The sequence below is a fragment of the Pseudoduganella sp. SL102 genome (assembly GCF_027856995.1).
GTDB lineage: Bacteria > Pseudomonadota > Gammaproteobacteria > Burkholderiales > Burkholderiaceae_D > Rugamonas > Rugamonas albidiflava.
Genome location: NZ_CP115554.1, coordinates 4,141,007 through 4,165,960, shown reverse-complemented (window position 1 = coordinate 4,165,960; position 24,954 = coordinate 4,141,007). Strand labels below are relative to the sequence as shown.

At 60.6% G+C, this 24,954-nt stretch carries 23 protein-coding genes and 1 pseudogene; 5 read left to right on the top strand and 19 right to left on the bottom strand.

The features are described 5' to 3' along the window. Positions 1-63 precede the first annotated feature (63 nt). Both OU994_RS17595 and OU994_RS17590 read left to right on the top strand, forming a co-directional pair. Positions 64-345, top strand: coding sequence for a hypothetical protein (locus tag OU994_RS17595; RefSeq protein ID WP_281606936.1), 282 nt, complete (start codon positions 64-66; stop codon positions 343-345). Beyond that, the gene (locus tag OU994_RS17590; protein ID WP_281606935.1) at positions 329-691 is read left to right on the top strand and encodes a hypothetical protein; all 363 of its coding nucleotides are present in this window, start codon (positions 329-331) and stop codon (positions 689-691) included. Before OU994_RS17595 ends, OU994_RS17590 begins: the two co-directional genes overlap by 17 nt. Positions 692-849: 158 nt before the next feature. On the opposite strand, the gene OU994_RS17585 is transcribed toward OU994_RS17590, so the two are convergent. The 7 genes from OU994_RS17585 to OU994_RS17555 are packed head-to-tail and all read right to left on the bottom strand — an operon-like array spanning position 850 to position 4,944. Then, positions 850-1,644, bottom strand: coding sequence for a PRTRC system ThiF family protein (locus tag OU994_RS17585; protein ID WP_281606934.1), 795 nt, complete (start codon positions 1,642-1,644; stop codon positions 850-852). Further along, the gene (locus tag OU994_RS17580; protein WP_281606933.1) at positions 1,641-2,279 is read right to left on the bottom strand and encodes a PRTRC system protein A; all 639 of its coding nucleotides are present in this window, start codon (positions 2,277-2,279) and stop codon (positions 1,641-1,643) included. Before OU994_RS17580 ends, OU994_RS17585 begins: the two co-directional genes overlap by 4 nt. Next, positions 2,272-3,003 carry a PRTRC system protein B gene (locus OU994_RS17575; RefSeq protein ID WP_281606932.1) on the bottom strand — a complete coding sequence of 244 codons (732 nt, stop codon included), beginning with the start codon at positions 3,001-3,003 and terminating at the stop codon, positions 2,272-2,274. The genes OU994_RS17580 and OU994_RS17575 overlap by 8 nt, the downstream gene beginning before the upstream one ends. Before the next feature lie 26 nt (positions 3,004-3,029). Beyond that, on the bottom strand, positions 3,030-4,058 hold the full coding sequence (locus tag OU994_RS17570; RefSeq protein WP_281606931.1) for a PRTRC system protein F: 1,029 nt from the start codon (positions 4,056-4,058) through the stop codon (positions 3,030-3,032). Then, on the bottom strand, positions 4,037-4,255 hold the full coding sequence (locus OU994_RS17565) for a hypothetical protein (protein WP_281606930.1): 219 nt from the start codon (positions 4,253-4,255) through the stop codon (positions 4,037-4,039). Before OU994_RS17565 ends, OU994_RS17570 begins: the two co-directional genes overlap by 22 nt. Then, positions 4,252-4,467, bottom strand: a complete 216-nt coding sequence (locus OU994_RS17560) for a PRTRC system protein C (RefSeq protein ID WP_281606929.1) — start codon at positions 4,465-4,467, stop codon at positions 4,252-4,254. The genes OU994_RS17565 and OU994_RS17560 overlap by 4 nt, the downstream gene beginning before the upstream one ends. A 12-nt stretch (positions 4,468-4,479) precedes the next feature. After that, complete coding sequence (locus OU994_RS17555) at positions 4,480-4,944, bottom strand: PRTRC system protein E (protein ID WP_281606928.1); 465 nt, start codon at positions 4,942-4,944, stop codon at positions 4,480-4,482. A 490-nt stretch (positions 4,945-5,434) separates the two neighbouring features. Here OU994_RS17555 and OU994_RS17550 point away from each other — a divergent pair, with 490 nt between their 5' ends. Genes OU994_RS17550 through OU994_RS17540 form a run of 3 tightly spaced genes read left to right on the top strand, consistent with a single transcriptional unit; the run spans position 5,435 to position 8,088 of the window. Continuing rightward, positions 5,435-6,967: a hypothetical protein gene (locus OU994_RS17550; RefSeq protein ID WP_281606927.1), complete on the top strand. Its 1,533-nt coding sequence runs from the start codon at positions 5,435-5,437 to the stop codon at positions 6,965-6,967. Then, a complete protein-coding gene (locus OU994_RS17545; protein ID WP_281606926.1) occupies positions 6,967-7,521 on the top strand; it encodes a hypothetical protein in 555 nt (184 codons plus the stop codon). Before OU994_RS17550 ends, OU994_RS17545 begins: the two co-directional genes overlap by 1 nt. Positions 7,522-7,542: 21 nt before the next feature. Beyond that, positions 7,543-8,088 carry a hypothetical protein gene (locus OU994_RS17540; RefSeq protein ID WP_281606925.1) on the top strand — a complete coding sequence of 182 codons (546 nt, stop codon included), beginning with the start codon at positions 7,543-7,545 and terminating at the stop codon, positions 8,086-8,088. 344 nt (positions 8,089-8,432) lie between these two features. Here OU994_RS17540 and OU994_RS17535 read toward each other — a convergent pair. From OU994_RS17535 to OU994_RS17480, 12 genes and pseudogenes are all read right to left on the bottom strand, one after another. Further along, positions 8,433-9,091: pseudogene (locus tag OU994_RS17535) on the bottom strand (IS3 family transposase); the annotation flags it as partial. Between the two features lie 154 nt (positions 9,092-9,245). Continuing rightward, on the bottom strand, positions 9,246-10,235 hold the full coding sequence (locus OU994_RS17530; RefSeq protein ID WP_281606924.1) for a hypothetical protein: 990 nt from the start codon (positions 10,233-10,235) through the stop codon (positions 9,246-9,248). A 519-nt stretch (positions 10,236-10,754) separates the two neighbouring features. Beyond that, positions 10,755-11,294, bottom strand: coding sequence for a hypothetical protein (locus OU994_RS17525; protein WP_281606923.1), 540 nt, complete (start codon positions 11,292-11,294; stop codon positions 10,755-10,757). Beyond that, positions 11,291-13,885, bottom strand: a complete 2,595-nt coding sequence (locus tag OU994_RS17520) for a caspase family protein (RefSeq protein WP_281606922.1) — start codon at positions 13,883-13,885, stop codon at positions 11,291-11,293. The genes OU994_RS17525 and OU994_RS17520 overlap by 4 nt, the downstream gene beginning before the upstream one ends. A gap of 28 nt (positions 13,886-13,913) precedes the next feature. Further along, the gene (locus tag OU994_RS17515; RefSeq protein WP_281606921.1) at positions 13,914-14,603 is read right to left on the bottom strand and encodes a matrixin family metalloprotease; all 690 of its coding nucleotides are present in this window, start codon (positions 14,601-14,603) and stop codon (positions 13,914-13,916) included. A 101-nt stretch (positions 14,604-14,704) separates the two neighbouring features. After that, on the bottom strand, positions 14,705-14,887 hold the full coding sequence (locus OU994_RS17510; RefSeq protein ID WP_281606920.1) for a hypothetical protein: 183 nt from the start codon (positions 14,885-14,887) through the stop codon (positions 14,705-14,707). Positions 14,888-15,311: 424 nt separating this feature from the next. Further along, complete coding sequence (locus OU994_RS17505; RefSeq protein ID WP_281606919.1) at positions 15,312-16,688, bottom strand: hypothetical protein; 1,377 nt, start codon at positions 16,686-16,688, stop codon at positions 15,312-15,314. A gap of 1,223 nt (positions 16,689-17,911) precedes the next feature. Next, the gene (locus OU994_RS17500) at positions 17,912-18,139 is read right to left on the bottom strand and encodes a hypothetical protein (RefSeq protein WP_281606918.1); all 228 of its coding nucleotides are present in this window, start codon (positions 18,137-18,139) and stop codon (positions 17,912-17,914) included. A 9-nt stretch (positions 18,140-18,148) separates the two neighbouring features. Then, positions 18,149-19,108, bottom strand: coding sequence for a hypothetical protein (locus tag OU994_RS17495; protein ID WP_281606917.1), 960 nt, complete (start codon positions 19,106-19,108; stop codon positions 18,149-18,151). A gap of 477 nt (positions 19,109-19,585) precedes the next feature. Then, the gene (locus OU994_RS17490; RefSeq protein ID WP_281606916.1) at positions 19,586-22,012 is read right to left on the bottom strand and encodes a DNA repair protein; all 2,427 of its coding nucleotides are present in this window, start codon (positions 22,010-22,012) and stop codon (positions 19,586-19,588) included. Positions 22,013-22,024: 12 nt separating this feature from the next. Continuing rightward, entirely contained in the window at positions 22,025-23,320 is a 1,296-nt protein-coding gene (locus OU994_RS17485; RefSeq protein WP_281606915.1) for a metallophosphatase family protein, read from the bottom strand. A 10-nt stretch (positions 23,321-23,330) separates the two neighbouring features. Then, a complete protein-coding gene (locus OU994_RS17480) occupies positions 23,331-24,665 on the bottom strand; it encodes a hypothetical protein (protein ID WP_281606914.1) in 1,335 nt (444 codons plus the stop codon). Positions 24,666-24,954 lie beyond the last annotated feature (289 nt).

Here is a 24,954-nt window from a genome sequence, read left to right as displayed (position 1 = left end):
CTGGGCGCGTCGCGATCGATGGTCGTTGGAAGAATCGGCAATCATGCGAGGAGGGAGGTCATCATGAAGCGCATGGACGGAAATCTGGTGCCGGAGGGCGGGGATGCGTCGTACGACGCGCTGTATGCCCCGCTGCTGGTGTGGCTGGAAGAGTTGAGGCCGGGCAGGCGGTTGCGTGCGAGGGACGGTACGCCGTTCATTCGCATTAACCGCACCTGTATCTGCTTCTGCAATCTGAGAGATGGCTCCTTGTGCTCGGCCAGGGATATCTGCCGTTGCTATGGCGGCGTGGCTGTGGGCGAGCTGAGGCAGTCGAAGGGAGTAAAACATGGACGGAATGCGTGATCAGAACACCGCATGGCGACAACGGTTATCGAGCGATTCGCTCGATGGCGATGTCGTGCCGGGACTGGTGGAATGGCTGGACATGGAAGATTGGCGTGCAAGATGGCAGCCACTGCCGGACCCGCACGCCGAGATCGAGCAGCTGCAAGCGATCTTTCGGCGTGTCATGCAGCACGGTTATGCGGCTTACCTGCGGGGAGAGCGGGTCATGCCCGATCGCTTCTCCAGCAATGAGCAGTTCGCCACGATGTGGCAGGAGGGATTTGCCAGCGCACGAATGGATGCCGAGCTAACGGCGCTCCGCTGTTTTGCAAGCCCTGCCAAGCCGCATCAAGGCGTCTGCTGAGCGGAAGGGCGGTGTCATTGGATTTGGCGGGTGGCGCAGTATGGCCGCCCTGCCAACCTACAGCGAGAAAGGCGCCATGACAGTGGTTGTTTTTTTTCGCGCAGCTTGCCGCCATGCCAGGCGGCGTGGTGGCGACACCGTGGTGATTTGCACCATCTTCACGGCGGTCCATTGGTGCCCTCTGCAGGCATCAGCCGCATTGGTGCAGCGCGTTTCGCCTGCAAATCGATCACGACGCCCTGCGATTCAATGCCCCCGGAAGTGAATAACTCAAACAGCAGCTGGGCTGCGTAGCGCGCCGCGACGTCGTTGATGAACAGCCCCTGCGATGCCAGCGACATGCGCACCGAACAAGACGGCGTGTCGTCCTCCTGCGCCGTGTCGTCCAGCAGTTCAGGATAGCGCTCGGTGACGCAGCGCAGCCGCTCTTGGGCGTCCACCGGCCTATGGAAGGTCGGAGGCTGGCCAAGTACCACCTGCGCATCGTGTTGGCTGTTGCCCAGGTCCAGCCAGTAGCGGTAATGATCGCCCGCAAACAAGTAGGCATGCATGCGTCGCCGTGCAGCGCGTGTGTCCACGCAACTGATCAGCATATCGGCGTTGCGCTGGCTAAGGCTATAGTCGCCTCGCCAAGTGTCTTCGATGGCATGCACGCTGGCGTCCCAATCCAGTCCATAGAACTGGTTCAGGCGCGAGATCGTCACCACCGCCTTGTGCGCGCCGACGTCGGCATGACTGTACAGTTGGCGCCCCACGTTCGCCTCGCTGACAGTATCGGGATCGAACGCATGCACGTGCAGGCCGCCGGGGTGGCCGAGCGCGCGCATGGCGATATCGAGCCGCGCCAGACAACCCGCCATCTGTGCGCCATTGCCACCCACCCCGGCCAGGTGGATGGTCACGCGCCGCGTTAGCAATTCGCCTGGAATACGGTGTGGCAGGCTGGTTATCATGCTTCGCCCTCCAGTCTGGTTAGTCCGACGACGCTGTCCCATTGGTCACACAGGTCGATGAACAGCCCGTTAATGGCAAGACGGAAGCGCGCTTCCGGATGGCGGCTGCGCACTCGCCCGAATACACCGCACAGCTTGATCGCGCGGTCGTCCGCATCGTCCAGCGCGGAGAAGAACGCCGGCGTATCGCCGTGGGAATGCAGGTCGAGTACCACCTGCTCGGTGGCGGCGAGGAGCGGGAGACGGTAGACGACATGGTCCAGGTCGGCCTCGACCGTCTCGCAGGTCGCTACTCGTAACATGCCGGATCGCCCGTCATGGATGATCGCAGCGGCCGTCTCGTTGGGCGCGGCATACCGTGCCGAGGCGATGAACCGGCGCAGCAGATCGGCAGGAATTACCCCGAAGGACAGGCGCAGCCATGGCGACAACGCGCCATAGGGCAGAGGCAGTCCGCTGTCGATGCCACCGCAGCGCTGCAGACAGTCCAGCCAGGGCAGCCGTACCTGCACGAACACGCCGTTGGCGGCCACCAGGAGGCGCAGTCCGGGTGACATCGGCGGCAGGGCGCCATGGCGGGGCGCGGCGATAACGGGACAGGCAGCCAGCAACGCGGCGTCACGTGGATCAGTCATGGCCGTCTCCCAAGAGGGCGACCATGTCGCCCAGCGTCCTGTCCATTGCGATCAGGGCGCGCGAGGGAAATCGCGCCGGCGGCGCATCCAGCAAGCCCTTCCAGAAGGCGTAGGCGCCGTCCTTGTACCGCACCGTCCTTGTGCCGTTGGGATGGGAGAAGAAGGAGCCAAAGAACGCGTTGGTCCATGCATCGATGCAATGGCTGGCTTCGCCCGTCGGCACGACAGTGCTGCCTTGGCAAATCACGCCAAGGTCGCTGACATTGAAGTAGGGCGCCCGGCACAGCGGCGTTTCTGGCGTGGGGCGGACATTGTCCTTGCAGGCCCAGACCCACCAGCCCTTGGCGCTGACCGCGAACACCAGCGCCGGATGCGGTACCGCCTCGCCACGCTCGCCAAGTTCCGCGCAGAGAAAGGCGATGTGGCGTACTTCGGCGGGGTGCCACCACACGCGCAAGGTGTCGCCCGCATAGAGCAGGCGCCCGTCGAGATAGGATGCCGAGGCGGGCGCCTGCCGCGCCAGTTCGCGGGCTAGCCGCCTTGCCGCGCGCGGCGACATGGGCTTGCCGGCGAGGATGACCGGACGGCCCCCGCTCAGATCGACCCGATGAATGCTGGCGTAAGCATGTGTGGCGTTGTGCTGTGCCTCCCGGTAGATGAGTACCGCCTGTGCCAGTACGAGGCTGGCGGCGCGCGGGGCTTCGATACGGAACTGTGCTGGCATGATGGTGTCCTCCTGTCCAACCAGTATCACTCCGACAGGTGGGCAAGCAAGCGGTCGATCAGGCCAATGGCGCGCAGGTGCGGCGTGATCATCCGCATCCATCGGCGCAGGGCCGGCGGGTGGTCGGCGGGGAGCACGACTTCCCCGATCTCGTCGAACGAATCGGCCTGCCATGCGTAGTCCGCGTAGTCATCCGACACGCGTACGGCGACGTCGTCGTCCGCCCAGCACAACACCGCACCAAAGCCGGTAAAGAGCCCTTCACGCCGTGCCGTGAAGTCACCGGATACCGGTGTGCGGGCCAGCGCCAGCGCCAGTGCCGCCGCGCGGCGCACAAAGGCGTCATCGTGATGTTCGGACAGGATATGCAGGCGTCGCTGCGACAGCCCCGCAGTCCGCCGCAATGCCCATGCGGGGAACGCGGCTTCGATCTCTGCGCGCGTCACCGTTTCGGCTTGCATGGCGTCCCGCGCTTCCGGATCGCCATCGCAGTGTTCATCGAGGTACTCGGTTTCGTCCGGTTCGTCCAGCCAGTACAGGTGGGATGCCTCGTCCAGTGCGATGGACGGCGTGAAGAGGGGATAGACAGCCCAGCTTTTGTCCTCCAGCACGCGCAGCACCGTGGCACCGAGGCCGGGCACGACAGCTTCTAGCCGGTCCAGGCGAGGACCGACGGCCCAGCGATGCACCGAGCCTTCTCCCCAGTAGATGTGCATTCCCCGCACGCGGTCCACATCGGATGGCTCCTGTACTGCCTGCGTTTCCTCGATCTCGTCCACCTTGCACGTCTCCACGGGCTGCAAGGAGAACACGGGAGCCAGGCACGTTGTCTCGCCAATATGCTGGTGCAGCCATGCCGACAGCACGGCAGCGCAGGCCAGGAGCGGATCGGTGCTGGCTTGCGGAAAGCTGCGCTCCGTCACCGCGCCGCCGCGCACGAGGTAGCGGGCCAGCACACCAGCCACCCGCTGTCCTGCGGCGGGCATGATCAAGGCCGGTATATCGTCGGCGAGCACCGGTTGGCCGGCAATCGCTAGGGCGTGGGTGGCAGCCATGGCGAGGGCGCGGTCGCGCGTGGCAGGTCGGCGAGGTTGGCCGGAGTGCTGCTGCATGTGCTGGCGAAGCGCAGCCAGCACGCCGCCGTGTGGCCGAGGGCTCGCTTGCCGAGTGCGCGGTGGATGGCGGCGGCGTTCTCTGCGACGCTGCCAGCTGCCATTTCCTCGGTCAGCGCCGTGAACTCGCGCCAGTTCATTGCCGCCCCTTGGTGCCGATGTTGCGACGGAAGGTGACTTCCTGCACGCCGTTTACCAGTTCGTCTGCGATGACGATCTCTGCGCTGATCAGTTCCGGAAAGATTGCGCTGTGCAGGTCGCGCACGTCGCGCGGCGACATGCCCGGCGGCGCGGGTAGTTCGATGCCGTTGTAGCGGTAGCGGCGCAGGGTTTCAGTGATGGTGATGCTCATGGTGCCTCCTGCTCAAAACAGTTCGGGCTGGCGGTTCTTCATCCAGTCCCGGTCAGGGTCGTTGTTCGGGTTGGTGTCCTCGACTGCGTCGTTCTCGCCATCGGCGGCAGCGATGCGGGGGGCTGCACATGGCGCGGATGGCTTGGGCGGTGCCGTCGCCTTGGCGGGTTTGTCTGCGGCCTTGGGCTGCTTTGGGGGATTGACATGGGCTGCTTCGATGGCGCGGCCAGCAGCCGCAGCTTGCTCCAACAGCGGCACGAGTTTGACGCGGTAGCCGGTGAGCGCTTCGATGAATCCGGCATCGAAATCTTCCGGCGTGGCGGTGAGCGTCAGGTCGGTGGCAAGTTTGGCAGTGGCATCCTGCGTCGGACGCGGCATGACGGAGATCGTCATCACGCGTCGTTCCGCATCGGCACTGACCAGCATGGCCAGCCGCGTCGTGACGGCCAGCGGGTATAGCTCGGTGAACATTCCCATGGTTGATCTCCTTTGGTGGGGATAGAACAAGGTTACGCCCGCTCGCTGTTGGCTCAAGTGCTGTGGGCAGTAAAGACAGATGGTGTCTGCCCTGGCGAGCAAGGCGACAGGCAATGACCGCGAGCGGTGCGGCGCTGAGACAAGGTGGCCTGAAAAGGCCTCGAACTTGAGGTCAGGATTTGTCTACCGAACTGGTGTAAGTCCAGATTCCGCAAGGGCAGCATGCATTTGGGCCCCTTTCAAGTCCTGAAGATCGGTGCCTTGAATCCAGGGAATATTCGTACGCTCTTTACTCATCTTGGGGTTGCCTGTAGGACACGGAGATGAACAACGCAGACGTACCCTTAAGTATTTTGCTCGTATAACAAGCACAACATTCTCACCAATTGTCACGCTCCAAAAATAAAACTAATAGTTACAACAGGCGATTCTGCTGAACTCGTTGTGCACGATACTTGCGATGTGTGCACTGACAAGACAGGGGAAATACATGCGCGAACACCGAACAGCATGTGCGCTTATCTTTTTATTGACTGCTCTAGTCGCCGGATGCAATAGCATGCGTGTCCATAGTGAAACTCGTGAAAAGCAGAGTGTCGCACTGAAAAGCGCTTGGGAGACAGCGGCTGTCAACCAGGCAGTTGCGTTGGCGCGGCAAAATTTGGCCGGCCTCCAAAAGGAACAGGCGATTACCTCCGACCGGTTGACCGTGGCGCGACGGGCTGCCGAAATCAATGCGATGGCAGCAGGCGGCACTGTGCAGGACAAGCTATTTACGAAGATCGACGCCACGCTGATCGCATTGGCGGATAGTCCCGCTAACGCTACAAGCATTGCTGCTGCCGCTAAGCGTGAAAGAGATGCAAAGAGTGCCGTGAGTAGCCAGCGCCGGCTGCTCCAGCACATCGGTATCGAAGTGCCTGATTGCGCGGCGGTGCGTAATGAGGCCGACGTGCGAGCGGCGCTCGCGGAGGTCAGCAAGGCTGATGGATTGGCGCGAGGCTACATTAGGGAGTTGATTGCGGCCTGCGGCAGTGAGGACCTCCATGCCACGGAGGGCATCGCCTTGGGAGCGACCTCAAGGCTGGCGCAGGCAAGAGCACAAAGAGATGCGCTACAGACCCGCATTGGCGACTTACAGAAAAAGACGGTTGCCCAACGTCTGCGCTACCGAGCCGCAATCTTGGCGTATGACTCGGCCAAGGAAGGCATAACAGAGCAATCGGACGTCAATGTCCGGATTACTAAAGCGCTGCAAGACGCCAGAGCGGCATTTGAGCAGGTGGACAGTCTGTCAGACAACGACAAGTACTCGTTGGCTTTCCTGTCGAAGGAGCGCAAGGCGGCGATTGACCGCTTCTTCACTGCGGTGCTGGACACTAAGGATGGTGACGCACTGCCGGCGTCGGCTAGCAATGCTGCCTTATTCTTCCGGCTGTTCCCGAAGTGGCTCGAAGAGACCAAGGCCGAGATAGCCGCCACCGGAATACCTTCACTCCAGCCCTTGCTGATGCAGCGCGACTTCGAGAAAGCGCAGAGTGACGCATTGGAAAAGGACATTCTCTCGGAACAGCGCGAGATCGCTGTGCTCGATGCAGTCGTGGCGCTGTACCACGAACAGATTGAAACCTTGGTCAGAGCACGGGGCGCGATCGCGCTACTAGGAATGTCGAAGGCATTGCCGCTGACGTTTCGCGGTGTGTTTGATAACGCTGGGATGAGCGGCAAGAACGGGGCGATAACACCCGGTGTACATGCTGGATTGCTCGAAGCCGCTGGCTTGTATCTGGATGCGCAAATCCGTGTCCAGGGAGAAGTCGATAAGCTGAGCTATGAGCAGCACTACCTCCAGCGCGAGCGCGCTCTGATCTATGCGGAGGCTAGTTTGAATCAATGGTCGACCCTCATTGGTGGCAGTATCGAACAGCTCGCTGCCTATGGCCAGGGCGGCATCAAACCGGAAACGCTCGTCAGCTTCATCAACGCCGTCAGTTTGTTGTGGATCGGGGAGGGAGTGAACTGATGCGATACCTTTTACTTCTGATGACCTTGGTAGCGCTAGGGGGATGTTCGACTGTGCCACAAGTCTCGCGGCAAGCGCAGAATACCGCCGCGCTGGTCGGTGAATTGCGGCAAAGCGTTACCGACTTCCAGCGTCAGCAGAGACTTGTCATGTTCCTCATTACTGAATCCCTGATCCTGCAAGAACAGGATATCGCCAAGGCCCATACACGCGCCGTTGTTGATGCGACCGTGCGCCGATCGGCCGGTGATCTTCAAGGTTTCGTCGTGGCGGATGCGTTGACCGCTGCTGCGGATGCGAGTGCGCTCAAGGCGGCAAATGACCCGGCACTATTGAAGCGGGTCGAGGCAATTACTGGCGCGACGACGAGCTCGCCTGTCACCGATGAGTCGCTGTCCGCTACGCAACGCGCCGCGCTGATCATGAGTGAAGAGCTTAGTGCCGAGACGCGGTGGAAGGAGCACCGAGCATTTGTTGAAGCAGTGCGAAATGGCGTCAAGGCGAACCGGGATGCCATGCGCAAAGCCAGCGACGCTGCCATCGCAGCCAAATAGTGCAGATAAAGGGAGACCGACATGTCAAGCGAAACGATAGATGACTATCTGTTGCACTTCCGCGAGGCCCGGAAACTACTCCAGGCGACGCAAGCGCGATTCGACGCGATAGCCGATGACTTGGGCCAGCCGCGCGACCAGCGCGCAGACGCCACTGCGGCGTCGCTCGATATGACGAGGGAGCTTGGGCAGCTCGATGCGGCACATGCCACGTTCATTGCCACCCATGGCCCGGGGGTGCCACCACCAACGCCTGAGACAGTTGCACGGTCGCTGGCGCTGGTCACCGATTTGGCGCAAGTGCTGCAACAGGAAAAACAGGTAGCCGTATTGTTCAGTGCTGTGACGCGACTCGTGGTGGGATGGCGTACATTGACGGGACGCGAGGCCTTGTCGGTCGACTTGGCTACCGCGACGCACGAATTGGCCGGTACCACTGCAGGAGCCGAGTCGATTGTTGTGATCGAAAGCATTCAAACCGGCACGCAGCGGTTACGTTCCAATCTCGACTGGCTTCGCCTCCAGCGGGGTGCCGCGACAGAAGCTGCTTCGCCAAATCAACCTTGAGTGAGCTCGCTATCGCGCGGTCGCTGGCAAAGCATAAACAATCAGGCATCGATAACCCTCAAAGACGACCTGTTGTGACACGAGCCTAAAAGAGATACTCAACCAAACGAGCTCTTGCGGTTACTGGGGCGTTGGGCGATACACAGAATTGATGTTGATGACAACGGTAGCCGCTGTCATTGTCCCCATCGGCAATCCAAGGCCCCATAGCAGACAATTTAAGAAATCGTTTGGTGAACCGAAACCCGTGTCGTTCAAAATCAGAAGGTAGAAGCCAGCGAGGATGGTCAGCGCAAGCAGGAAATGAGGTGTGAGGTGTACTGTCAATAACGGACACTCTCGTTTCAGGCTGCCTGCTGCTGCCTGCCGAATTGTTCAGCAAACAGTGCTGGCGCAATATAGCCGAGGCGTGAGTGGCGCCTCTGGCGGTTGTAGAAGCATTCGATGTATTCCAGTATTGCGGCTTTTGCATCAGCTCGCGTAGCGTAGCGCTGATGGTGTATCAACTCGTTTTTGAGGCTTCCCCAGAAGCTTTCCATGGGCGCGTTGTCATAGCAGTTCCCCTTGCGTGACATGGATGCTTGCATGCCAAATTGTTCAACTAGCTCCTGATATTTATGCGCGCAATACTGGCTACCCTATCGGAATGGTGAATCAGTCCTGGCGCCGGGCGTTTGTTCTTCACAGCCCGCCACAGCGCTTGAGCGGTCAGCCCCTGCGTCATGCGCTCGCCTATCGCGTAGCCAACCACTTCGCATGTAAAGACGTCCTTGATGCCGGCGAGGTAAAGCCATCCTTCGGCGATGTACGTTATATCCGTCACCCAGGCTTCGTTTGGCCGGGTGGGAGCAAAGGTCTGATTCAACAAGTTATCGGCGACCGGTAGATCATGATTCGAGTTCGTGGTCGCCTTGCATTTCCGCTTTTGCTTGCAGCGCACGCCGAGCTCACGACGCAAGCGCGCAATCCTGTCGCGACCCGCCACAAAGCCTTGTGCCGCCAAGAAGAATGTTGCGGCGGTTGTGGTCCAGTGTTTTGGCGGCGGTGCGGGGAACTGGCGCACAGCGCAGCGAGTTCTTGTTCATCAACGCTGCTGGTGCCAACAACCCGCGCGCTCCGGGAATCGGCCGACGTGCCGACGGGCTGGCTTTCGCGCGCTAATGCGCTGGCGTGACCGCTGCCTGCTCTTCGACGTCAGGGAACCCGCTGTTCGCCAGTAGCGCCTTCACGTCATCGATGTTTTTCGGGCTGGCGCGCTTCGACCTGAGTTCATCGAGCAGGGCGCGGATAAACTGCCCGGGAATCTTGGAATCCTTTCCGGGGACTGAAAATCCCATCCACGCTGAGGCGAGCGTCGAATCGGCCAAGGGTGCGCCGAGCCTTGCCCGCAATTTCCAGAAGAAGCCACCCCATACTTCAGTACCGATATACGACTTGGCTTCAGGCCACGGACCCCGCAAATCGGCGTATGTGCGCTCATTGACTAAACTTTGGAAATAAGGTTTTCCTGGTGTCAGTATCGGCGCGGATTTCTCACCCAAGTGAGGATTGTTCAGGAAACTGCATGCGAAATAGTCGGCCAATCCACGTCGGATGGCCGCGTAATGGCCCTCCTGGGGGCTGCCGGGGTGGTTGAGGATATAGTGGTTGTACGACTGCAGGGGGACGGAGGGATCGTCAGCCACACGCTTATCGATGACGACTGTATGGTTGGCTTCATCATAATGCGCAAGGCCCGCGGCATGCTCCTGGACCCTTACCATGACCCTTTGCTTCGGCTTCGGAAATCCTGTCTTGTCGAGATAGGAGAAGTAGCGGTTCAGCAGGGCTTGCAGCGTAGCGTGCAATGGCTGACTGAGAGACTCGCTGGCTTCGAATCCGATCCGCCCGTTCGCAGCGGGTAATGACGGGCCGGTGCCTGGCGAACGATTCTTGAGAAACTTGTCCAGTTTCTCCATCAGCCCCGGATCACTAAGCAGCCCTGCTTGAAGTAGGAACTTCAGGTTGTCGGCAGCCTTTTCCGTATTGCCCGTCTTGATCATCTCGAGGATCCGGGTCGATTCGGCCTTAGTTCGTTCCATGGTGATCTCGGCTGTGCGCTTTCTCTGTTCCAGCTCTCGCAGTTGCGCGCCATTCACTATGGTCACTACAGCGTTCCCTAGCGCGGCAATCGCGGTCGCAAACACGGCCACAGTAAGCGGACTGCGCCACGCTGAGGTCGCATGCTCCGTCCGCCGGAGTTCAAGCTCGGCTTCCCGAGTCTTCTAGTCTTCTGTTCCCGCGACTTGATATTAAGCTCCGCTTTCCTGAGCTCTAGCTCGGCTAGCCATTTTTCCCGTTCAAACGAGATCTCGTCGCTCACTCGTGTTCTCCTCGGTGATTGTCGCTGTCTTGGCGTAAGCCCAGTGTCAATATAAGTGGGGTAGACCACAAGTATGAACAACGGTAACCACACGCGCTACACGTCATACCAAAGCCGAGTTGGTGAATTGCCACGGCTTTGGTGAAGACCAGTCAAGTCGCTTCAGGCCGAGAAGCGCAACGTGGAGATCTTCGACGACTTCAGCGGGCGCACGACAGCGGCGCGCTGTCGCCATAACTTGCCGGCTTCGCCGAGCGCCGCATCCAACAACTGAGCCGCTGATTCGGCGCGCGGCGTTCGCGCCTCATCCCAGCAGATACTGCCCGAATTGGTGAGCCGGGTCGGCGGGTTGCCCTGGATCCTTGCCGGCGAGCCGCCAGTACTCGTACGGCCTGACGAAGCTCAGCTTTACCATCGCATCCTCCCCCAAGGCTGGCGCGCTCCCACCCAAGTAGAGAAGCAGTCGACGGCATGCGGGCGCTCCAGGCACCGTGGGACGGCGGGTGAATGGCCACAAGCCGCCGCCGTCGCGTGGAAATCCTGCCAGGATTGCCATTGGCGCTGCTGCGACGGAACCGATTTTCAGGTGCCCATTGTGCGCCGTTTCCACCACGCCCCACACGCGCAGCCCGGCCGCCGACACGGCGGTGAGGCCGAGCCAGACGGCGTCGCCGTCATGTACAGGCACTACGATGCGCTGCATATCGATCGCATGCAGCGGCGCCGCCCCGCAACTGGGCATCGCACCTGCGATTAACCCCGCCGCTGGCAGCGGGTATCGTTGAACAGATAGCCAGGCCAGGCCGGCTACGCTGATGCGCCCATCGTCCGTGGCTGCACTCAAGGCGGCTTGCCACGCAGAGGCCGCAGGGCGTTCGGCGCCTTCTGCGCAATCAGCCCGTCCAGCGCGGCCGTCGGGATACGCCACTGCCGCGCCAACCTAGAGATGACATCATCGCCGCCCGGTCCCTTATCCGGCATTTGCAAGGCAGCGGCAGCGGCAGCAGTGGGGCCGGAAGGCATGACTGTACCCACTGGCTTAGTGACGGACGTGGGCACCGGCACGCGCGGCGCCGCTGGCGCATGCCGCTCGGCAGAGCGCGGTCGCTCCGTCATGGCTTCGAGCGCCTTGGCGACGAGTCCGTCCGCGTGCGCTTCCCGGCTCCTGTCGTCGGCAGCCCACGCAAAATAGGGCACCGTCGGCAGTTTTGCATGGACCCGTCCCCAGAGCTCGTCGGGGACTAGGCTGCCGGCCTCATGGGATGCCTCGACGGCGAGCCTCCAGCTGCGCGAGTAGAGCGGCGGGTACTGGAGCGGCGTCGTGCCCCGCAGCGCAGGGTCGGCGCACCGCTGCGACAGCGCCTCAATGTCGGGTTGCTGCGCCCCATGCACCAGCTCGCGCAGCCGTGTCACCACCGCATTTAGGGCCGGGAGGCCTTTCGTGGGGTCGAATTGCGGATTACTTTCCGCTTCGATCAACAACAGATGACCGCCAAGGAGGCCGGCAATAGGGTCCGTAAAGCTAGCCACCAACCGGTCGTATAGCTCGCCTGCGAGTATCTTGCGGTGGTCCGCAAGCGCCACGGTGGCCGCTGCGATCAATTCCGCGTAGCGGCGTCCCTCGGTGTTCGACACCGGAGCCAGCAGATCGAACATGACCATGACCTGCTGGCGCGAGATATCCTGGCCCGTCCCGAGCGTCACCATGCTACGGACCTCGTGCAGTTCCGTGCGCCATCCGTCGAGCGCCACGACGGTCTGCTTTTGAATCGTCCCTCCCGACAACTGACGCTGAAGGAAGTACACGCCTGGCGACAGGGCGATCCGGCAGCATGCGAACGCCGTTGTCACGTCGTGGCCGGCACCGTTCTTTCCATGCCGCCGACGCACCCCGTGGATGTCGAGATCTGCCAATACACGTCCGCCATCGTCGAGCAGCCTGGTGCCGTACGCCGTCAAGTTCAAGTCCGCGATACTGGCAAGTGACGGCTCGTCCCTGACCAGAAGGAAAATCTCCGCTCCATCGCCGGCGCGTACGCGTATTTGCCAGAGGCTGTCTTCGGCCAGAGCCGAGTCCGTTGCCGGCAGGATGGGTGCATCTGGCCGGGGCAGGGCGTCGAGCCGGACCGGATCGTCGTTGTCCAGGAAGATGATATCCTCGCGAAGTTCGCGGCCCAGCCGTGTCTTGATCTTGTAGACGCCGAACGGCATATCCTCGCGCAGAACCCCGCCCCGGCCGCGCCCGACCAGCCGGAAGTCTGCATCGACGACGAAGATCTCGAATGTTCCCCCCAAGTCGATGTGCAGTCTGCACATGCCGTCCGCCGGTGCCTCCTTGACAGGAACCCCGCGGTCCGCGAGACCGACGGTGACGTCGACTGGTCCGCTTCCTGTCACTTCGAAACCCTTGCGCAGCCCCTGTCCCGGCACCTCGACGACATACAGACCGCGCGGACAAGGGCGCGTCGCTAGACCATCCACAATCTCCAGCTCATCGGTGCGGAGAGGGCTGCCGTACCATATCTTGGCCCGCGCCGGCGGCGGAGTGCCCGGGAAGCGCACCGTCACGGCGTATTGCGGCGGATTCAAGCCCGGCGCAGGAGGCTCGACCAGGATCAGATCCGCGTCGGCCTTGATGATGTTCGGCTCCTTCGAGATTTGGGGATTTTTCATCTCCGCGGCGGGGATCCATTCCTTCATGGCGTTGAGCAGGTAGTCCCCGAGCGAACGTCCTGTGACCCTACCGGACTTCGTGTCCACCGCAGCGCCGTTCAATCCCTTGAGCAGGGTATAGGTGAACACGCTGTGGGGCGCCCCTTCGATGACCGTCTCGAGGGCGCGCAGCGAACGGGTGGCGGCGAAGGCGACCATGGTGGGCGGCGCCGGCCTACGAACCACCTGCGGCAGCAGCGAGATCGCTTCTGGCTCGACGGTCACCAGGCGGTCCATGCAGCAGTCCATCCAGAGGACGAACTCCTTGAAGCAGCCCGCGTCCTCGAACCACTGGAGCCAGCCGCTGGCATAGATGTTCGGTACGTTCAGTCGGGTAGCGTTGGCGGTGAACAGAGAGCCCGTGAAAGTACTTGGTGCGAAGCCGTGGCCGGACATGTAGATGTATAGGCGCCGGCCCACTTGGAAGCGGTTTCCCGCGGCGTCGTTCTGTTCGGCTTTCAGCACCAGTTCATGGAAGGCATCCTGGATCTCTTGCAGCTTCGGGTCAACGTCTAGAACGCTGACTGGCGCCGTTCCCTCGTTGGAGCAGATCAGCTTGACATTATCCCGCGGCAGATCGCCCCCACGCGGCGAAACGAGCCATTCATACATGTCGTTGGCATCGCGCACTGGGGCGTCCAAGTTAGCGGCGTCGGTGGATGTCACCCCAAAACCCGGATAACGCGAGATACCGACCACGATCGCATAATCTGAATCATTCATGATATCCCCACGCCTGAAGAAGAGTTGATCAGCGCGGATACGCCTTGCCGATAATTTCCTTGTCTAGTACAGACAGCTCGTTGTTCAGTTCAGCGGAGAATTCATCGAGCGTCCATGCTTGCGGAATGGGATACATCATGATCGACGTTCTGTCGGCATCGCTGGCGGTGACCGCCTTTGCATCGTATGTTTTGAAGATATTGTTTTCAATGGTTTCCGGGTCCCAGTTGTTCGGCGGCCCTGACAGGTCCTTGATCACAGCATCCCTGTTCCAGCGGATGCCGCCATTGGGGTTCTGGTGATCGTGGATCAGGCCGAGCGCGTGGCCAAACTCATGTAGCACCACCCGACGCACGTCATCCTCCGGGGAGTCGGGCGTGAGCCAGCCGTAATTCATCGTCGGCTGGTCTGCTGGAATCGACGTGGCATCCGTCCCGAGATAGGACCAGGAGCCGTTGCCCTGCTTGAACGCAATGCGGATGTCAGCCTCGCCTTCATTGACGAAGCTCAGTTTGACATTCGCATGCTCCATCCACTCGCTGGCGACGGCCTTGACCCGGGCGCGCAGGTCTTGGTCGCCTTCCATGAACCGTACCGTCACCGTGGCGCCGGCGTCCCATCTCACGCCATTGAGTACTGCGGCTTTTTGTTTGGTTCCCGAGGCACTTTCCTCGGTCCTGTTGGGAATGAAACAGTAGTGCTTGTCGTTCGTTGCCATGAAAACCTCCATTGAGTGGGCGGTGAGCGTATCGCACCGCGATCGACCAGCCTGCGCGCTGCAACTGCTGTCCTGCGTATCGCTTACTCCTTGTCGGCGTCCTACGCCGCTTTAATCGCCTGTACCTGCTCGAAGACCGCTTCCAGCGCGGCGAAAACGCTGGCCGTACTGTCATCTGTCGCGCCGACGGTCAGGTTTTCCCTGCAGGCGCCATATACCGTAATCGACTTTGGGAGGTCGGAATGGGCGATCGTCACCGAGCAAGCAATGCGGTTTCCGCTCACCGGACCGTTCGTGACTTCGACGATGGCCCCGGTGCAGCCGTAAACGGGGAGCAGCTGCGTCGCCTTGCAGTGCCGTCCCCGAAGAAGGCCTACCTGGTGGAATGCCCAGGAGCGCCGTTCCGGGCGCAGTACGGCACGGTATGCCCAGCCTTGGCCGATTCTCCCGGGATAACCTGTCATGTCGCCGGGGCGCTGACATCCGGCGCGACGGACAGGGGCGGTGCGGTCGCGCTTTGGCGCGGCTGCAGCAGGGGCAGCATTGTCGCAACGGCCCCACCAACGACCTGGATTGCTTTGACGGATCGATCCTCGACAACGTCGCCGAGCGCAACGAGGCACGACCATGAGAACGTCGATCGCACTGTGGTGAAATGGAGCATCGAATTGTCCGTGTTGCCAATTGGGTTGTTGAGTACGGAAGCGGTTATGCCCCCGGCTTCTGGCCGGGCACGAGCCCGTCGCGATGGCGTTCCTGGGATGGCGAGATAGACGCGGCCAAGTCCTTGACGGGATAGAAGCCGCTATGCACCGGTATCGTCTTTGACGCGAGCAGGTTCCCGCTCCCGAGGTCGAACAGCGAGCAACTGACGACTGCTCCGCCCATTACATGAAACGGCATGGTTCCGAACAGCGTCCACAAGTTCTTTTCCGTGTAGTGCGAGCCGCCCATCCGGTGCACCCTGGCGGTCAGGGCAAACCGTTTTTCCTCGTCCTGCCTAATGACTCCCGCGTATTGGCGGATCAAAACATCGAAGGTGTCCTTGTTGGCGACGAGGCTGTCGAGAAAGGCATCGTGGGTCTGTATAACCTGCTTCAAACGATCGGAAGCGGTGCGGATCCGGGCGATCCGGCGCGCGAGCATCTCTTGCCGACTCTTGTCTTCCTCCATTGTGTCCGTGGTCTGCGCGAGTTGATTGGAAAGCCGCAATAGCTGATTGTCACTGGCTTCCAGCATCGCTAGCGCCTGCTGGCGGGAGTTGGCCAGTGGCCCTAATTCCTTGTTGAAAAAGTCGTCAAAGACAGTGTTCGGCACTGGTTCGTACATCAGCGGCAGGCGAACTTGTGCGCTGGGCAATTTTTCGTGCAATGCGTCGGCGACCAGTTCGGCAAAGGTCACATGATCAGCATCCAGTTCGGTGCCGGCCACTTTAAAGTCGGAACGAAAATAACTAAGGATTTTCGAGACGGCCTCCACAGCGAGTCCGATGGCGGGGACCATGCTCGCTGCAGCCGCCGGCTGCGGCGTCGCGAGCTTTACTGCATCCTGTATGTCGATAGCGTTGTCAAGCTCAAGCAGCGAAATAGCAAATTCGTTCGACACTATCCGGCTGCACGCGCGGAAGCAGGTAATGGCCTTGACGTCGGGCAGTTGGCCGGAAGGATAGACGAGGATGACGACGCCACTGCCGTCGAGGTGCTGCGCGAGGCAGGAGACGGCTTCGCCCGCAGCCATGGCCAGCGCTTTCGACGCCAGCAACGCAGTTTCGATCGACGCCACTTTGTCGCCCAGTTCCACTGCGCCAGCAAGCCCCGAAGCGGAGATGTCGCCGATGCTCGCTTTCACCCACGCCAGATCGGATTCGGCTGCTTCCTTCCTGGACTTAGCTAATTCGGCCGCGCTTTTTGCCGCCGCGAGAGCGCCATCGATCGGGCGCTTTTGGAGCAGTGGGGCGCGGGCATCGGCCAGCTTGCGAGTTGCGGCTAGGTACGCGATCTCGGCGTTAATGGCAGCCGTTTCGGCGGACAATGCTTTTGCCTTTGCATTGGCAGGGAGCGACCTATCTTGTTCATCATCTGGCATGGCAGACCTCGCAAAGCGAAACCGGTTCGCTATCTTCCTGACTCAATTGAAACCAATTGTCTAGGCATTAATTGTAACTGTCAATACAGACTACCGACGTTGCGGCATATGCGCATCAGATTTGCTCCAACTGTTCCATTCAGGGTGCAGCGTGTTGTTCTGTACGGCGGAGCAAAAGCGCTTAGACGAGACCCGATCAGCTAGCTATAGAAGGAAGAGATGGGAATCCACAGCAACCTTCGCTTCGCGCAGCTGCTGGCTTCTATATTGTTGTCCTTCTATTATCCAATAATATTAGCGTATATCTTAGCGACTGTCTGTTGTAAAAAAACTCCTGGTAAGTTCAGTAAAGTGTGCGTGGCTAGTAGATGGGAAAACCTGCTTCCAACAAGAAACGCGATCCATAATAATCACAAACGGCAAACGTGCATTTAAAGAAATAATGGAAGCGTCGCACGCTTTGCTTGTTTGCCAGTAGACCGGTAAAACGGCTAGATTATGATCAGGCCTGCCAAGTTTTGTGTATGGATGAGTTTTAGCAGTCAGGCAATGATGTTGGTAGAATTGCTTGCCAGAGGTGATGGAAAACTGATTGGCAGCAATCTGTCTTCAGTACGTGGCGCCATTTCCAGTATTCCTCAATATCTAGAGGGGCGCGAATAGGAGTTAAATCGGCATTGCCACTGGAAGTGATCGCAGTCTTAATGATCTGCCGAAGGCGATGTGCAGGCCTTTGATAATTCGTAGCCGTATAATACTCGCTAGGGGCGTGTAGAGATAGATGGGTGACAGATCGATTTGAGTTCCTAGAGGGAACGATCAAATAGGATATGAAGGTAGTATGACAGGACTTGGGTTTTGCGCACTTAGGATGAGCACGTTGATAAGACGACGAATATTGGTAGGAGTAGTGAATCGACCTTGCACATGTTGAATGACAAGTTTTGAAAAGAATATGGCCGTATGCGGAATCTACAGGATGCGTAAAAAATGGTGCAAAAACGGTAAAATATACTTATCAGTTCGCCTTGACGGCAATGAATTAATAGGTAATTTATTAGCCACTGCATGTTCAGTCGCAGTGCGTCGCAGCGGTGGAAGGGCATGCGCGCCGAATTTGTGTGAAGGCAAGTTCTAACTACGAAACTGTTCCTGCCTAGTAGGTGTCGTCAATACGGGGTCATACTCTGCTACAGGGTACAAAGCAGAATCGCAGCAGTAAGTCACAGAGCGGCAACAGTTCCAACCACTTCAACAATAAGCGGAACGCCATTTAGCTTATCCGGTATTGAACCCTTGGGAGCAGAATGAGCTAGATTAACCTTCACAGCATATCCTCCATCACTCTGAGTCAAGCCCAAACCAGCAACCTCTACGCCAGGAACATCCGCGAGGTGTACCTTGGCAATTGATTTGGCGTGTCGAGCTTCATTAATATTGGATGTATTCATTACTGTCCTCTAATAAAGTATTTGAGCATTTAGGGCTTGCAATACCGAATCTATTGGATTGACATAAGTCAAACCCAGTCCGTTCGTCCCACCATTGGTCGAGACAGCAAAAAGCAAACCGATCGCGAGACGCTTTTTATCCATTACGAGCGATCCACTATCCCCATGGATTGCAAAGGGCATGTCGGGTCTGGCGCCTTCAATCTCAATCTGTCCATCGAAACCGAGATCTCCGACAGGATAGCCTACCAAAATATTATCCATTTCGAATGCGGTAACTTTACCGTCTGACATTTTTGATGACCGGCCAAATATCGATACGGGCATACCAATGTAAATAGGATTTGTAGACACGCCACCTAGGGGGCCAATTTGGGGCACATTCTTGGCATCATAGGTAACATCAGGATCAAGCTTCGCAATAGCGCAATCGACTAAATTTCCTTGGGTTTGCAGCGGTATCCAGTTCGCAAGGCCTGCGACTCGGTCGCCTTGTAAGCCTCCGTCCATTGGAGAAGGTTGCAGGATTGAGTCCTGCAAGCCGCAAGCATTTGAATTTGCAATAACGTGATTGTTTGATAACAGATGAACACTATCGTCGTTGTCGGTCTGAACGAATGCCCCAAGGGTTCCCGCTGTCATATTGAAGTGAGCTACGGAACTGCCGATATGGATTGGCCGCTTGCGTGCAGTAGCGGGGCTAGCTAAGGCTGCAGGTCGAACTCTGCCCGTAATGCGAATATCTACTTCGCCACGTGCGATGTGCTTGAGACGATCGACAATGGCATTTGTCCCTAGGCTATCTTGTTGGAGACGTATGGCAAGCCGATACCCTTGGCTTGTCGATCCTGCTGCTACTCCCAACGAAACAAAACGCGACACAACCCCCGCCGCAGTTATTCCCTTTGGTATAGTGGCAACGACTTGCATCGCAGCCATTTTTAGTTCCCGGACTGAGTCGAGTTCCATGAGTACACTCCGCGCAGCGATGACAAGATGTCATTAAAGCGCTTTACTGTGTAGCTGTCAAAAAAACCTGGCGGACGATTGCAACCATGTCGCAAAAAGAAGTCACCCCTACTACATTGTGGCATAAAAACTGGCCAATTTATTGAATTAAGGAAATTTATGTTTCGGAATGCAACTAGTCTGTAAGCTTTATCTTAGCACTTTACTCATGCTGAACTGTTAGGTAACGTACACTGTGCGTCGTATGAAAAAGTTGCAATAGTAGCCGATTCAAGGCGACGTGTGCAGATGTTCCAACGACAAGTGGATCGTATGTCATCACCGACTGCCCTACGGTATCGCCGCGAAAGTGCGAATTGTCCCGGCTCCTGTGGAGATTGGTTGGCGGTAGTCAGGCGACGCCGTTCCACTCATCGCTACGCCTTACATCCATTCATAGCGAACATGCGGCGAGGTAACTTATCGCTCCATCCCATTTCACGTTGCGTACCGTTCCAGGGCGATCACCGCATCCGCCATTTCCGACAGTTCAGTCGTATGCGAGATGAAGTATTCCTGCGCATAGCCGCCGATGCGCAGCACCTCGCGCTTCATCGCCATGAAGCGACGCTTGTGCTGGGCGTCGAACGCGCCGTCGGCCTCGTCGGAGAACAAGGTGGCGTAGCGCGGCCCGTCGGTCTGGGCCAAGTACAGCGCCATGGCGCGCGTCAGGCATTCGTTGATCCAGATTTTCTCGCCACCGCTCATCTTCGTCACGCTCTTGGTGCTGGCCGATTGCGCATCATGCACGGTGATGTCGAAACCTTCACGTAATTCGCCCTTGGCGGTGACCAGTTGGGTCTTGATGGCCACCGAGAAGCGCGGTCCGTAGCAGGCCAGGAGCAACTGGTTGGCCAGCGCCGAAAGTTCCGGCCCGGCGTCATCGATGGCCAGCGCGATGATGCCATCGTTGCCCAGCGCCTTGTTCAGTAAGGACCACTGCTCCAGGTGCTGCGCCACCTGTTGTATCCGGCGTTCCTGCGCCTCGCACGCGCGGCGCTGCTGCGCTTCCTGGCGCGCCAGTTCCCTGGCGCGTTCCTGCCCGCGCAGGGCTTCCAGTTGCGCTTGCTCCGCAGCTTGCAGGCGCGCGCTGGCCTGTTCGCAGTCGGCAACGGCCTGTGTCAGCGCTTGCGCGTTGAACGGGGCAGGAAAGTCGGCCAGCAGCGCGTCGATGCGCTGTACCACTTCGCAAGGCCGTGCAAGCTTCTGCCGCCGATTGTTGAGTTCGGCAATCTTGCGCCGCTGTGCGCCGTATTCCTTTTCTTCTTCAGCGGCGTCGGCGATGCATTGCTGGGTGTGGGCAGCGAGGCGCGCTTCGACCTCCGTGAGCATGCTGCCGGACTGCGCCAGCAATGCGCAGCGGGCGGCGAGACGTTCACACCCGGCAAGGCGCTCGCGGCTGCGGGCCAAGCGTGCTTCCGCCCGCGCCACGGCGGCGCGCAGGGGCGCGATCTGCCCTGCCTGCTGGCGCAGCCCGGCGATCTCGTGGTCCAGCCGCGTATGCGCCGCGTTCAGGCGCGCCACCGCGGCGCTGGCGTCGGGAAGCAGGGCGTGGGCCGTGTGTGCGTCCGCCAGCAGCTTGCAGCCGCTTTGCAACGACATTCCCGCGCATGGCACCTCGGCCGTCAGCATGAACCGCTGTCGTAACTCCTGGGCTTTCAGTGCCGCCTGGCCGGCCTCGCGTTCGATGGCGGCCCGCTGGCTTTGCGCCAGCCGCAGGTCGGCCGCAACGCGCTGGGCACTGGCGAAGCTCTGGCGCAGTCCCTCCAGCAGGGCTGCGCGTCGCTGGACCACGCTGCGCCAACTCGGCAACCGTCGGGTAGCGCGCTCGGCATGCCGGACCTGTTCCAGCGACGCCTGCAGCGTGGTGCGCTGCGCACGCAAGGAGGCGAGGGCAGTCTCGCGACGGCTGGCGCGCTGGGCATGGCGTTCGGCCATGTCGTCGGAGGCAGTGTCCTCGCGCCGGCACTCGGTATCGAGCGCATCGATGGCACGCTGCCGCTCGGCGAGCGTGGCGGTCCGTTCGGCCAGCAGTTGTGCGCGTCGTGCCTCGTGGGTGGCGGCCAGCGCCTGGTCCGCCCGCAGGGCCGCCAGCGCGGTGCGCTTGACATCCAGCCGTGCGGCGGCCACGTTGCGATTGTGACGCGCCAGCTCCGCCCTGGCGTCAGCGCCGCCCAATTGGTGCCGTTCGGCGGCCAGCCGCACCAGCTGCTGGCGCTGATGCAGCACCTGTTGTTGCACAGTTTGCAGGCCGGCGCGTAGCAGGCGCTGGACCTCGGCCGCGCGTTCGCCCCGTGCCCGCACCGCATCCAGGCGCAGCAGGTCGGCCAGCAGGCTCTTGATCTCGCCATTGCGATAGCTCGATAGCTGGCGCCGCTGCTGGGCGGAGAATGCAGTGCTGAAGAACGTGGCGGCCGAGCCGGCGATGCCTTCCACGCAGCGGCTGTAGGTGTCCATCCTGCCATCCGAGACGGTGCCGTCCGGCAGCTGCATCGGCATCCATCCCTTGTCGCTCAACCAGTGCAGGTAGGCTTCGGTGCGGCGCTTGCCGTTCATGCGGATCACCAGGTGGCTGCGGTATCGCACGCCGTCCATGGCCCACTCCAGTTCCTTGTGGTTCTCCGGCAGGTAGACCTCGTCGTAGTAGGAGAACGCACCCAGACCGTCGGCGCCGACACGCGAGGGCATGACGGGGTAGGGGGTCATGTTGTCGAGGATGGTGCTTTTGCCGCGCCCGTTGCGACCGGTCAGCGCCACCAGCTGGCCGCCGCCGGTTTCGGCCTCGAAGTCGATGGTGATAGTCTCACGGCCCAGGCCATCGCGGATACCGCAAAAGCCGGTCAGGATTTGCTTCAACGGGATCATGGCGTGCTCCTTTCATGCGGTGAGTGGGCCTTGCGGCTCCGAGGGACGATTCCATGATCCCTCACCGTTCTCCGCGTGCAAGTCGGCATCCTCGACTTGCGCGGCGAGGAGCTGCTGCGCGATCGCCTCGGGCCCCTGTTGATCCAGCGCGTGCAGGCATGCCAGCAGGGGCGCGGCATCGGTGGCGGTCATTTTCGCCCAAGTCGCTAGCTGCGTGCGTAGGTCGTGGATGCGGGCCATACCCGCGGCGCGTGAGCGCAACACCGGCAGCACGCGGCCTTCCAGCTTGATGCCGGCCGCACCAACCAGCGTGGCGGCGATGGCGTCGCGATCGACCGCGTGGGCGGCTTCCTCGGCGATGCTCCAGCGAACGCGTACCCAGGCGCCTTTCAAATCATGCTCGGCGGCGAAGGCCGACAGGGTGGCCAGGTCGGGGGCGCCGTCGAAGACGAGTTCGTGGGTGCGGCGCGCTGGCGTCGGAATGTGCGTGGCGCGGGCACCATGCGCATCGATCTCCCACAGCAAGAAGCCCTTGTCACCCTGTTCGCCGTAGTGCAGCCGCCCGATCGACCCTGGATAGGCGATGAGACGCTCGCCCTCGCGCCACGCCTGATGCTTGTGGATATGGCCAAGCATGAAGGCGCTGGCACCGGCCGCGAATAGGGCGCCGGTGGTGAATTCGTGATCCAGCCCGGCCATGAGTACGCCATGCTCCGTTGTGCAACCGCGTACCGTGCCGTGCGACAGGCCGATGGTTGGCAGGTCTTGCGCGCGGGCGGCAGCGTTGAGAGGCGCCAGTCCGGCCAGCAGGGTGGCGAGCTGATCGCCCATCGCGGTGGTGGCGTCGCCGGCGCCGACTGCCGCCGCGAGGGTGGCCTTGTTCAGCGTGGGAAGGCAATGGCATAAGAGCCTTGCGTTGGCGGGGACAGCGGTGAACCGCCAGCTGGCTGAGGGTTCCCAGCTACCGCGATCGAGCAGCGCCACCTGCTCGATCCGGTCGCTTACATGGATGGGATGGCGTCCGCCCAGTAGGGAGAACAGGCGCAGCATGCCCGGCGGCTCGTGGCTGAACGTGCCTTGCAGGAGCAGGACGGGGCAATGGTCTGCCAAGCGTCGAATGTTCCGTGCCAGCGCGGCAAAAGCCGGGGAATGGGCGGGCAGGGCGTGGTCGGTGGTGTCACCGGTGATGATGGCGACATCGACGCGTCGCCGGATGGCCTCGTCCACTGCGAAGCGGAAGCACGGGTCCACTTCCGCCAGGGTCTCGTTTGCATAGTGCAGGTCGGAGAAGTGTGCAATCGTGAGCATGGTACGCTCCTCAGGGCCGGGCGCTGGGTTCCGCATGGATCCGGGTGCGCAATCCGTCGGGATCATCCTGCATGCGTGTCAACTCGGCCAGCACGCGCTTGACGCCTTGGGCATTGCGACACCAGCCCTCTCCCCATGTCCGGTTCAGATAGGTATCCAGCTCGGCGCGGTCGATGCCCAGGCTGACGGCCAGCGCATAGACCGCATCCACGCCGGTACCTGATTCGTTCGTACAGGCTGCTTGCACTGGCGCTGGTTGGTTGGCGCGGGAACTGTGCGCTGCGTCACGCGCTGCCTCATTCACCGGCTGATGCGCCTGGGGCATAGTATCGGGCAGCATGTCGTGCATGACCGGCTCGCCACCTTGCAGGGCCTGGGCTGCCGCGTCTGCCATGCGCAGCGTGGCGTCATCATCGCGCTGGTCGAGGAGGGCGGCCACGTCCACCGGCGCTTCCAGTTCGATGATCCAGTGCGCGTTGCGCACCGGTTGTCCCGTCTTCTGGTCGAGATGCGACACCTCGCGCAGCTTCTTGGTGAGGTAGAACGTCGTGCCTTGCCGGTCGAGGAAGCCTGCGATGCGTCCGCCGCGCAGGAAGGCAATGGCTTCGAAGCGCTCGATGGCGCGCGACAGGGCATAGAAGCTGTTGGTATGCAGCTCGAAGGCGTCGAGCGAGCGGATACCGGGAATGTAGAAGAGGAAGCGGCCCGACAGGTTGCACTGACGATGCTGGAATTCGTGGCAGCGCTCGGGATCGCACAGGCCGCCGTTGTCGGGGCGGGGCTGCGTACCCCGTCCACCGAACGTGCGCACGGCACGCTGGCTGCGCGCGTCGATCTTGGCCGGCGCGAACATCATGCAGCGCCGGGTCTGGCCGTCGGCCGAGTATTCGCTCCAGTAGCGCTTTTCGTTGCGTGTCCAGCAAACCAGTTCGTGTGGCATGACGCTTTGCCAAGCGTCGGCAGGGAAGAGGACGGGGAAGCGGTACAGGCGAATGACACCGTCGCCGCGGTCCTCGCCATAGGCGTCGAGAATCTGGCTGGCAACCGCAGGATTCGGGAAGTCGTTGGGACGGACGGTGAACCACGCCACGTTCTTCGGTGCCAAGGGCGTTTTCACGTCCGGGAACTGCTCGGTGATCCTTTGCTCGATCTGCTCGAAGGTGGCATGGTGCGCTAGTCCGTCTTCATACAGGGCCCGAATCCGGGGATCGCTGGCGGCAGCCTTGGTCAGTACCTTGATGCCGGCACGGATCCTGCCGGCTGTGGGAATTCGAGGTTGGTGGCGGCCAAGAATCGTCGCCGGGACAGTCGAGATTGCTTGCGTCGCAACGGTAGGGTTGCTCATGGTTGCCTCCGGATGTCTCGGTTTGGGAATGGGTCTATCATTCCATCGGACTCGAGAGGTGCAAGTCCAGCGACTAGCAGGAAGTATCCGTCAAATCATGGAAAGCCCAGAATTATCCGCACGCGTTGGGGCAGAATGGTCAGTTGCCGATCAGCACAGGGTTGGCCACCGTCGTCCCCGACGATTCATGCGCCCATTGGGCTTGGTCAAGGCCGTGGACAAGGCGCTTTGTTCAGGCAAGGCGGGCGGCTGGAATCGATATGAGGTCAACGGAGATGGTAACTCGCGC

Bases quoted from the DNA above. Each gene is read 5' to 3' on its own strand.
- OU994_RS17560 (WP_281606929.1), bottom strand. From the start codon at position 4,467: ATGAGCATCACCATCACTGAAACCCTGCGCCGCTACCGCTACAACGGC.
- OU994_RS17485 (WP_281606915.1), bottom strand. From the start codon at position 23,320: ATGCTCACGATTGCACACTTCTCCGACCTGCACTATGCAAACGAGACC.
- OU994_RS17490 (WP_281606916.1), bottom strand. From the start codon at position 22,012: ATGATCCCGTTGAAGCAAATCCTGACCGGCTTTTGCGGTATCCGCGAT.
- OU994_RS17580 (WP_281606933.1), bottom strand. From the start codon at position 2,279: ATGACTGATCCACGTGACGCCGCGTTGCTGGCTGCCTGTCCCGTTATC.
- OU994_RS17555 (WP_281606928.1), bottom strand. From the start codon at position 4,944: ATGGGAATGTTCACCGAGCTATACCCGCTGGCCGTCACGACGCGGCTG.
- OU994_RS17540 (WP_281606925.1), top strand. From the start codon at position 7,543: ATGTCAAGCGAAACGATAGATGACTATCTGTTGCACTTCCGCGAGGCC.
- OU994_RS17575 (WP_281606932.1), bottom strand. From the start codon at position 3,003: ATGCCAGCACAGTTCCGTATCGAAGCCCCGCGCGCCGCCAGCCTCGTA.
- OU994_RS17495 (WP_281606917.1), bottom strand. From the start codon at position 19,108: ATGGAACTCGACTCAGTCCGGGAACTAAAAATGGCTGCGATGCAAGTC.
- OU994_RS17595 (WP_281606936.1), top strand. From the start codon at position 64: ATGAAGCGCATGGACGGAAATCTGGTGCCGGAGGGCGGGGATGCGTCG.
- OU994_RS17550 (WP_281606927.1), top strand. From the start codon at position 5,435: ATGCGCGAACACCGAACAGCATGTGCGCTTATCTTTTTATTGACTGCT.
- OU994_RS17590 (WP_281606935.1), top strand. From the start codon at position 329: ATGGACGGAATGCGTGATCAGAACACCGCATGGCGACAACGGTTATCG.
- OU994_RS17500 (WP_281606918.1), bottom strand. From the start codon at position 18,139: ATGAATACATCCAATATTAATGAAGCTCGACACGCCAAATCAATTGCC.
- OU994_RS17545 (WP_281606926.1), top strand. From the start codon at position 6,967: ATGCGATACCTTTTACTTCTGATGACCTTGGTAGCGCTAGGGGGATGT.
- OU994_RS17505 (WP_281606919.1), bottom strand. From the start codon at position 16,688: ATGCCAGATGATGAACAAGATAGGTCGCTCCCTGCCAATGCAAAGGCA.
- OU994_RS17565 (WP_281606930.1), bottom strand. From the start codon at position 4,255: ATGAACTGGCGCGAGTTCACGGCGCTGACCGAGGAAATGGCAGCTGGC.
- OU994_RS17585 (WP_281606934.1), bottom strand. From the start codon at position 1,644: ATGATAACCAGCCTGCCACACCGTATTCCAGGCGAATTGCTAACGCGG.
- OU994_RS17570 (WP_281606931.1), bottom strand. From the start codon at position 4,058: ATGGCTGCCACCCACGCCCTAGCGATTGCCGGCCAACCGGTGCTCGCC.
- OU994_RS17515 (WP_281606921.1), bottom strand. From the start codon at position 14,603: ATGGCAACGAACGACAAGCACTACTGTTTCATTCCCAACAGGACCGAG.
- OU994_RS17520 (WP_281606922.1), bottom strand. From the start codon at position 13,885: ATGAATGATTCAGATTATGCGATCGTGGTCGGTATCTCGCGTTATCCG.
- OU994_RS17480 (WP_281606914.1), bottom strand. From the start codon at position 24,665: ATGAGCAACCCTACCGTTGCGACGCAAGCAATCTCGACTGTCCCGGCG.